This window comes from Nocardioides sp. (assembly GCF_031397825.1).
Taxonomy (GTDB): domain Bacteria; phylum Actinomycetota; class Actinomycetes; order Propionibacteriales; family Nocardioidaceae; genus Nocardioides.
On sequence record NZ_JANNML010000159.1, the window covers coordinates 1 to 8,260 of the forward strand.

Consider the following 8,260-nt stretch of genomic DNA (forward strand, 5'->3'; position numbering starts at 1 on the left):
GGCCCGGTTGGTGTCCGCCAGCTCGTACTCGTTGGTCATCGTCAGGGCGCGCGTGGGGCACGCCTCGATGCACAGTCCGCAGAGGATGCAGCGCAGGTAGTTGATCTGGTAGACGCGGCCGTAGCGCTCGCCGGGGCTGAAGCGCTCACCGTCGGGGGCGTCGGAGTTGGCGTCGCCCTCGACGTAGATCGCGTCGGCGGGGCAGGCCCACGCGCACAGCTCGCAGCCGATGCACTTCTCCAGCCCGTCGGGCCAGCGGTTGAGCTGGTGCCGGCCGTGGAAGCGCGGGGCGGTCGGGAGCTTCTCGAAGGGGTACTGCTCCGTGACGACCTTCTTGAACATGGTGCGGAAGGTGACCCCGAAACCCGCGATGGGGTCCCAGAACTGTTCCTTCATGCCTTTGGGCTCAGCCATCAGCGTGTGCCTCCTTGCCCGCGCCGGCTCCGGCGGGGCTCGAGATCGGGGTGTCGAAGGTGAGGGGGGCGGCCGCGCCGCGCACGGGTCCACCGGCGGGCATGACCGGGACCGGGAAGCCACCGGGCGTTGCCGCGGGCTGCGTGTAGGGCAGGTCCTCGTCGGTCTCGTCGGCTGCTCCGAAGAGGAAGAGCAGCAGGAAGCCGGCCGCGAGCACCCCGATGCCGATCAACAGGTAGCGGCGGTCGACGCCGTCGTTGAGCGAGACGACGCGGATGGTCGCCACCGCGACGATCCACACCAGGGCGATCGGGATGAGTCGCTTCCAGCCGAAGGCCATGAACTGGTCGTAGCGCAACCGCGGCAGCGACCCCCGCAGCCAGATGAAGCCGAAGATGAAGAAGAGCATCTTGCCGAAGAACCAGATCAGCGGGACGTAGCCCTCGTTGGCGCCGGCCCAGACCCGGTCGATCCAGAAGGGTGCCCGCCAGCCGCCGAGGAACAGCGTCGTGGCGAGCGCGGAGACGGTCGCCATGTTGATGTACTCGGCGAGGAAGAACAGCGCGAACTTCAGCGAGGAGTACTCGGTGTGGAAGCCACCGACGAGCTCGCCCTCGGCCTCGGGGAGGTCGAAGGGCGCGCGGTTGGTCTCCCCCACCATCGCGATGAGGTAGATGACGAACGACGGCACCAGGATCAGGCCGAACCACAGGTCCTTCTGGGCGTCGACGATCGCCGAGGTCGACATCGAGCCGGCGTAGAGGAAGACCGCGACCAGCGCGAGACCCATCGCGACCTCGTAGGAGATCATCTGGGCGCTCGAGCGCAGGCCGCCCAGCAGCGAGTACGTCGAGCCACTCGACCAGCCACCGAGGACGATGCCGTAGATGCCGATCGAGGCGATCGCCATCACGAACAGCACGGCCACGGGCATGTCGGTGAGCTGCAGCGGGGTCGTCCGGTCGGAGAAGGGGACCCCGACCTCGGGTCCGAACGGGATCACGCTGAACGTCACGAAGGCCGGCACGGCCGCCAGGATCGGGGCGAGGAGGAAGACCACCTTGTCGGCGGCCTTGGGGATGATGTCCTCCTTGAGCGCCAGCTTGACGCCGTCGGCCAGGGACTGCAGCAGGCCGAAGGGGCCGTGCACGTTGGGACCGATGCGGTGCTGCATGCGGGCGACCACACGTCGCTCCCACCAGATGTTGAACAGGGTGAGGAGCACCAGGACCAGGAAGATCAGCAACGTCTTGATGACGATCAGCCACCACGGGTCCTGACCGAAGGCGCTGAGGTCGTCGGCCGCCAGGGGGCTGAGCTGGCTGAGGATGGTGCTGGTCACGGGGTGCCTCCCTTGACGGTGACGCGGGATCCGGGCGAGGCCACGTCGGCCAGGACGCCGTTGCCGAACGAGTTGGCCGGCAGCCACACGGCCCCGTCGACGAGGTCGTCGGCCACCACGGCCGGCAGCGTCACCGACCCCCGGTCACCGGTGACGGTGACCGTCGGACCGAGGGCGTCGAAGACCGTCCGCCCGACGCGGGCGACCGTCGGACGTGCCGTGGCGGCAAGGTGCTTGTCGCCGTCCTGGAGCGAGCCGTTGTCGAGCATCTGCTTCCAGGACGCCAGCGCGAGGCCCGGGCCCAGGTCCTCGGTCGCGGCGACGCTGGGTGCGGCGGCGCGTGGACCGTCCCAGGGACCGAGGTCGGCCATCTGGGCGCGCGCCTCGGCGACGTTGCGGAAGCCCAGCGGGGCGTCCAGCTCCTCGGCGATGCCCGCCAGGACGCGCAGGTCGGGCAGCGCCTTGGGGTTGGTGAACACCGCGTCGAAGGCGCGGGGACGGCCTTCCCACGTGACGAACATGCCGGCCTTGTCGGTGACGGTGGAGACCGGGAAGACGACGTCGGCGGCCCGGGTCACCTCGGTCTCGCGCAGCTCGAGGGCCACGACGAAGCCGGCCGCCTCGACCGCAGCCCGGGTGGCAGCGGGGTCGGCGGTGTCGTCGGGGTCGACGCCACCGATGACCAGACCGCCGAGCTCGCCGGCGACGAGCGCCGCGACGATGGCGGACGCGTCGCGCCCCTCGCTGTCCGGCAGGGAGTCGACGCCCCACGAGGTGGCCACGTCGACGCGTGCGGAGGCATCGGCGACCGGACGGCCGCCGGGCAGCAGGTTGGGCAGGCAGCCGGTCTCGACCGCTCCGCGGTCACCGGCGCGGCGGGGCACCCAGGCCAGCCGGGCGCCCGACTTGCTCGCGAGGGCAGCAGCAGCCGAGAGAGCACCGGGCACGGTCGCGAGGCGCTCACCCACGAGGATCACGCTGGCCGCGTCGACACCGTGGTCGGCGTGGCCGAGCAGGGCGTCGAGGGCGGCGGGCTCGTCACCGGGGACGGTCGGGATCAGCGTCCCGCCCATCTTGTGCAGGCCCCGCGTGCTGAACGGCGCGATCGCCAACACGCGGGTGCGACCGGCCTCGGCGGCCTTGCGCAGACGCAGGAAGATCGCGCCGGCCTCGTCCTCGGGCTCGAGGCCGACCAGCACGACCGTGGGCGCGGTCTCGAGGTCGGCGTACGTGACGCCGCCGCCCTCCGGCGCCGTGAGCACCACCTGGGAGGCGAGGAACTGCGCCTCCTCCGCGGAGTGCGGGCGTGCCCGGAAATCGACGTCGTTGGTGCCGAGCGCGACACGGGCGAACTTGCTGTAGGCGTAGGCGTCCTCGGCGGTGTGCCGTCCACCCAGGAGTACGCCGGCAGGGCCGGCCGCGCGCAGGCCGCGGGCCGCGACGGCGAATGCCTCGGGCCAGGACGCGGGGCGCAGGGACCCGTCCTCGTCACGGACCTGCGGGTAGGTCAGCCGGTCGTCCTGCGTGGCGTAGGTGAACGCGAAGCGGTCCTTGTCGGTGATCCACTCCTCGTTGACCTCGGGGTCGTTGCCCGCGAGACGACGCATGACCTTGCCGCGGCGATGGTCGACGCGGATGGCCGAGCCACAGGAGTCGTGCTCCGCGACGGACGGGGTGGAGACCAGGTCGAAGGGGCGCGAGCGGAAGCGGTACTCGGCGGAGGTGAGCGCACCGACCGGGCAGATCTGGATCGTGTTGCCCGAGAAGTAGCTCTGCAGTGGCTCCTTCTCGTAGATGCCGACCTGCTGGAGGGCGCCGCGCTCGATGAGGGCGATGAAGGGGTCGCCGGCGATCTGCTCGGAGAACCGCGTGCACCGGGCGCACAGGACGCAGCGCTCGCGGTCGAGCAGGACCTGGGCGGAGATGTTGATCGGCTTGGGGTAGGTGCGCTTGATGCCGCCGGCCGCCGAGAAGCGGGACTCGCCGCGGCCGTTGGACATCGCCTGGTTCTGCAACGGGCACTCGCCGCCCTTGTCGCAGACGGGGCAGTCGAGCGGGTGGTTGATGAGCAGGAACTCCATGACGCCCTGCTGCGCCTTGTCGGCGACCTCGCTGGTCACCTGGGTGTTGACGACCATGCCCTCGGCGACGGGGAGCGTGCAGGAGGCCTGCGGCTTGGGGAAGCCACGACCGTTGCCCGCGTCGGGGACGTCGACCAGGCACTGGCGGCAGGCACCCACGGGTGCGAGCAGCGGGTGGTCGCAGAAGCGTGGGATCTGGACGCCGACCTGCTCGGCGGCCCGGATCACCAGGGTGTCCCGGGGGACGCTGACCTGGATGCCGTCGATGGTCACCGAGATCAGGTCGACCTCGACGCTCGCCGGAGTGGTGTCGTTGGTCTGCGTCATGCGGAGGCTCCCTCGGCGGCGAAGAGCGTCGAGGCGGCCGGGTCGAAGGGGCAGCCCCCGTGGGTGAGGTGCGCGAGGTACTCGTCGCGGAAGTACTGGATGGAGCTGGAGATCGGGCTGGTGGCACCGTCGCCCAGCGCGCAGAACGAGCGACCCAGGATGTTGTCGCACTGGTCGAGCAGCAGGTCGAGGTCGCTCTCGCTGCCCTGGCCCTTCTCGAGCGCGGCGAGCGTCTGCACCAGCCACCACGTGCCCTCGCGGCACGGGGTGCACTTGCCGCAGGACTCGTGCTTGTAGAACTCGGTCCACCGCAGGACCGCACGCAGGACGCAGGTGGTCTCGTCGAAGAGCTGCAGCGCGCGGGTGCCGAGCATCGAGCCGGCCGCGCCGACGCCCTCGAAGTCGAGGGGGACGTCGAGGTGGTCGGCGGTCAGCAGTGGCGTGCTGGACCCACCCGGTGTCCAGAACTTCAGCTCGTGGCCGTCACGCATGCCACCGGCCAGGTCGATGAGCTGACGCAGGGTGATGCCGAGCGGGGCTTCGTACTGACCGGGGGTCTTGACGTGGCCCGAGAGCGAGAAGATGCCGTAGCCCTTGGACTTCTCGGTGCCCATGGAGGCGAACCACTCGGCACCGTGGTCGATGATGCTGGGCACGGACGCGATCGACTCGACGTTGTTGATGACCGTCGGGCTGGCGTAGAGACCGGCGACCGCGGGGAACGGCGGGCGCAGGCGCGGTTGGCCGCGCCGCCCCTCGAGCCCCTCGAGCAGGGCGGTCTCCTCGCCGCAGATGTAGGCGCCGGCGCCGGCGTGGACGACGACGTCGAGGTCGTAGCCGGTGCCGTGGATGTCCTTGCCGAGGTGGCCGGCGGCGTAGGCCTCGGCCACGGCTGCCTGCACCCGGCGGATGACGTGCAGGACCTCGCCGCGGATGTAGATGAAGGCGGTGTGGGCCCGGATGGCGTAGGAGCTGATGATCACGCCCTCGAGCAGCGTGTGGGGCGTCGCCATCATCAGCGGCATGTCCTTGCAGGTGCCCGGCTCGGACTCGTCGGCGTTGACGACGAGGTACTTGGGCTTGGGGTTGTCCTGCGGGATGAAGCTCCACTTCATGCCCGTCGGGAAGCCTGCGCCGCCGCGACCGCGCAGGCCGGAGTCCTTGACGGCGGTGATGACGTCGGCGGGCGCCATGGCGAGCGCCTTCTTCAGCGCGCCGTAGCCGCCCTGGGCCTCGTAGGCCGCCAGCGTCCAGCTGCGCTCGGCGCCCCAGTTGTCGGTGAGGACGGGAGTCAACACGCTAGTCATCGGCCTTCTCCTGCTCGGTCTCGGTCTCGGCGCGTGAGGTGTCTGCCTGCTCGACCGCCTCGACCTTGGTCTGGGCGACGGCGGGCGCGGAGCCCGAGGCGTCGGAGGACGGGGCGGTCCAGCCGCGCTGGCGCGCGATCTCGCGACCGACCAGGCTCGCGGGACCGGCCGAGGGGCCCTCGTCCGCGAGGCCGTCGGGGAAGCCGGCGAGCACGCGCTCGGCCTCACGCCAGGTGCAGATCCTCGGACCGCGGGTGGAGCCGACCTCGGTGCCGGCACGCAGGTCGTCGACGAGCTGCGTGGCGGACTGGACGGTCATGTTGTCCATGAACTCCCAGTTGACCATCATCACCGGGGCGTAGTCGCAGGCAGCGTTGCACTCGACGTGCTCCAGCGTGATGCTCGCCTGGTCCTCCGGACGTCGCTCCGTGGTCTCGTCGTTGCCGACGTCCAGGTGCTGCTTGAGCCGGTCGAAGATCAGGTCGCCGCCCATGACTGCGCAGAGCGTGTTGGTGCACACGCCGACGTGGTAGTCACCGACCGGCTTGCGCTTGTACATCGTGTAGAAGGTCGCGACCCCGCTCACCTCGGCGGCGGTGATGTCGAGGATCTCGGCACAGGCCTCGATGCCCTCGGGCGTCACGCGCCCGTCGGCCGACTGCACGAGGTGGAGCATCGGCAGCAGCCCCGAGCGCTTCTCGGGGTAGCGGGCCGCGATCTCGGCCAGCTCGGCGTAGGTGGTCTCGTCGATCATCGGTCGACGCCTCCCATCACGGGGTCGATGGAGGCGATGGCCACGATGACGTCGGCGATCATGCCGCCCTCGCTCATCACGCTCGTCGCCTGGAGGTTGGTGAAGGACGGGTCACGGAAGTGCGTCCGGAACGGGCGGGTGCCGCCGTCGGAGACCACGTGGGCCCCGAGCTCGCCGCGCGGTGACTCGATCGGCACGTAGGCCTGGCCCGGCGGGACCCGGAAGCCCTCGGTCACCAGCTTGAAGTGGTGGATCAGCCCCTCCATGGACTCCCCCATGATGTGGCGGATGTGGTCGAGGCTGTTGCCCATGCCGTCGCTGCCGATCGCGAGCTGGCTGGGCCAGGCGATCTTCTTGTCGGCGACCATGACCGGCGCGCCCTCGAGGCCGGCGAGACGCTCCGCGGCCTGCTCGACGATCTTGAGCGACTCCCACATCTCGGCGAGCCGGATCCGGAAGCGCCCGTAGGCGTCGCAGGTGTCCCACGTCTGGACGTCGAAGTCGTAGTCCTCGTAGCCGCAGTAGGGCTGGGTCTTGCGCAGGTCCCAGGGGTAGCCGGTGCTGCGGAGCACGGGGCCGGTGATGCCGAGGGCCATGACGCCCTCGAGGTCGAGGTGGCCCACGCCGTCGAGCCGGGCCCGGAAGATCGGGTTGGCGTTGCAGAGCGCGGCGTACTCCGGCAGGCGCTTCTTCATCAGCGCGACGAATGCGCGGATCTCGTCGAGGGCGCCGGGGGGCAGGTCCTGCGCGACGCCACCGGGACGGATGAAGGCGTGGTTCATGCGCAGGCCGGTGATGAGCTCGAAGAGGTCGAGGACGAGCTCGCGCTCGCGGAAGCCGATCGTCATGACGGTGAGGGCACCGATCTCCATGCCGCCGGTCGCGATGCAGACCAGGTGGGAGGAGATGCGGTTGAGCTCCATCAGGAGCACCCGCATGACGCTGGCCTTCTCGGGGATGTCGTCCTCGATGTCCAGCAGCCGCTCGACGCCCAGGCAGTAGGTCGCCTCGTTGAAGAAGGGGCTGAGGTAGTCCATCCGGGTGACGAACGTGGTGCCCTGCACCCAGGAGCGGTACTCCATGTTCTTCTCGATGCCGGTGTGGAGGTAGCCGATGCCGCAGCGGGCCTCGGTGACCGTCTCGCCCTCGAGCTCGAGGATCAGGCGCAGCACCCCGTGCGTGGAGGGGTGCTGGGGGCCCATGTTGACGACGACGCGCTCGTCGGCGTCCTCGGCGAGCCCCTCGACGATCGAGTCCCAGTCCTGGCCGGTGACCGTGAAGACCTTGCCCTCGGTCGTCTCGCTGGTGCCGGCGTACATGTCGTGAGTCATCAGTTGTAGCTCCTGCGCTCATCGGGCGGCGGGATGCTGCCGCCCTTGTACTCCACGGGGATGCCGCCCAAGGGGTAGTCCTTGCGCTGCGGGTGGCCCGGCCAGTCGTCGGGCATGAGGATGCGCGTGAGTGCGGGATGGCCGTCGAAGATGATCCCGAACATGTCGTAGGTCTCGCGCTCGTGCCAGTCGTTGGTGGGGTAGATCGCCACCAACGACGGGATGTGCGCGTCGGCGTCGGGGACGCTGACCTCGAGGCGGATCCGACGGTTGTGGGTCATCGAGAGCAGGTGGTAGACCGCGTGCATCTCGTTGCCCGCGTCGTCGGGGTAGTGCACGCCGCTCACGCCGGTGCACAGCTCGAAGCGCAGCTGGGGTGCGTCGCGCAGGTGCCGGGCGACCGCGACGAGCTCCTCGCGGCGGACGTGGAAGGTGATCTCGCCGCGGTGGATGACGACGTTGCCGATCCGGCCCTCGAGCGCGTCGGCCACCTCGTCGTACCAGCCACCGAAGGGACGCTGGGCCGCAGCGGGATAGACGATCGGGGCGACCAGGCCGCCGTAGCCGCTGGTGTCGCCGGTGCCCGTCGCGCCGAACATGCCGGTGCGGGCACCGACCGCGGTGACCTCACCGGTCTGGGCGGGGACGTTCTCCGGGGACTGCTCGACGGCAGGCTGGTCGGGCGCCTTGTCAGGGGTCTTGTC

The 8,260-nt window shown here is 70.2% G+C and carries 7 protein-coding genes; all 7 read right to left on the reverse strand.

Annotation, left to right across the window (positions count from 1 at the left end):
- On the reverse strand, positions 1-414 hold a 414-nt coding region (gene nuoI / locus RMN98_RS13685; RefSeq protein ID WP_309649374.1), incomplete at its 3' end, for an NADH-quinone oxidoreductase subunit NuoI.
- Positions 407-1,756, reverse strand: a complete 1,350-nt coding sequence (gene nuoH / locus RMN98_RS13690) for an NADH-quinone oxidoreductase subunit NuoH (RefSeq protein WP_309649375.1) — start codon at positions 1,754-1,756, stop codon at positions 407-409. The genes nuoI and nuoH, both read right to left, overlap by 8 nt.
- Positions 1,753-4,164, reverse strand: a complete 2,412-nt coding sequence (locus RMN98_RS13695) for an NADH-quinone oxidoreductase subunit G (RefSeq protein WP_309649376.1) — start codon at positions 4,162-4,164, stop codon at positions 1,753-1,755. The genes nuoH and RMN98_RS13695 overlap by 4 nt, the downstream gene beginning before the upstream one ends.
- Positions 4,161-5,471 (reverse strand): NADH-quinone oxidoreductase subunit NuoF, encoded by a 1,311-nt coding sequence (nuoF, locus tag RMN98_RS13700; protein WP_309649377.1) that lies wholly within the window; start codon positions 5,469-5,471, stop codon positions 4,161-4,163. Before nuoF ends, RMN98_RS13695 begins: the two co-directional genes overlap by 4 nt.
- Complete coding sequence (gene nuoE, locus RMN98_RS13705; RefSeq protein ID WP_309649378.1) at positions 5,464-6,225, reverse strand: NADH-quinone oxidoreductase subunit NuoE; 762 nt, start codon at positions 6,223-6,225, stop codon at positions 5,464-5,466. The genes nuoF and nuoE overlap by 8 nt, the downstream gene beginning before the upstream one ends.
- A complete protein-coding gene (locus tag RMN98_RS13710) occupies positions 6,222-7,556 on the reverse strand; it encodes an NADH-quinone oxidoreductase subunit D (protein WP_309649379.1) in 1,335 nt (444 codons plus the stop codon). Before RMN98_RS13710 ends, nuoE begins: the two co-directional genes overlap by 4 nt.
- Positions 7,556-8,260: NADH-quinone oxidoreductase subunit C (locus RMN98_RS13715; RefSeq protein WP_309649380.1), on the reverse strand; the 705-nt coding region annotated here is incomplete at its 5' end. The genes RMN98_RS13710 and RMN98_RS13715, both read right to left, overlap by 1 nt.

Bases quoted from the DNA above. Each gene is read 5' to 3' on its own strand.
- nuoF (WP_309649377.1), bottom strand. From the start codon at position 5,471: ATGACTAGCGTGTTGACTCCCGTCCTCACCGACAACTGGGGCGCCGAG.
- RMN98_RS13695 (WP_309649376.1), bottom strand. From the start codon at position 4,164: ATGACGCAGACCAACGACACCACTCCGGCGAGCGTCGAGGTCGACCTG.
- RMN98_RS13710 (WP_309649379.1), bottom strand. From the start codon at position 7,556: ATGACTCACGACATGTACGCCGGCACCAGCGAGACGACCGAGGGCAAG.
- nuoE (WP_309649378.1), bottom strand. From the start codon at position 6,225: ATGATCGACGAGACCACCTACGCCGAGCTGGCCGAGATCGCGGCCCGC.